Source organism: Photorhabdus africana (assembly GCF_035181445.1).
GTDB lineage: Bacteria > Pseudomonadota > Gammaproteobacteria > Enterobacterales > Enterobacteriaceae > Photorhabdus > Photorhabdus laumondii.
Window position 1 is genome coordinate 1 of sequence record NZ_JAXBVE010000232.1, and the last position, 302, is coordinate 302.

Sequence of the window (302 nt, forward strand, 5' to 3'; positions counted from 1 at the left end):
CGATAAAGCCAACAATATAACGTTAAATGCGGGTCATGAAATTAATGCCGACCGGGTTAAATTAGCGGCAAATAACAATCTGACCTTAATTGCGGGCAAGGATATCACCGCCCGTCAGGCAGAATTAAAAGGGGAAAATGTTGAACTTCTGGTGCGTGAAGGCGACATCCAAATGGGGCGGAATCGGCCTTATGAGTTATTAGCCTCAATTTCGGCCGATAATCATTTGCGGATTTCCGCGGGCAACGATCTGGATCTCTCCGGTACCCGATTAGATAAATCACACAATCTGACATTAAGTG

The 302-nt window shown here is 45.4% G+C and carries 1 protein-coding gene; it reads left to right on the plus strand.

Annotation, left to right across the window (positions count from 1 at the left end):
- Positions 1-302: hemagglutinin repeat-containing protein (locus SLS51_RS23545; protein ID WP_323840884.1), on the plus strand; the 302-nt coding region annotated here is incomplete at both ends.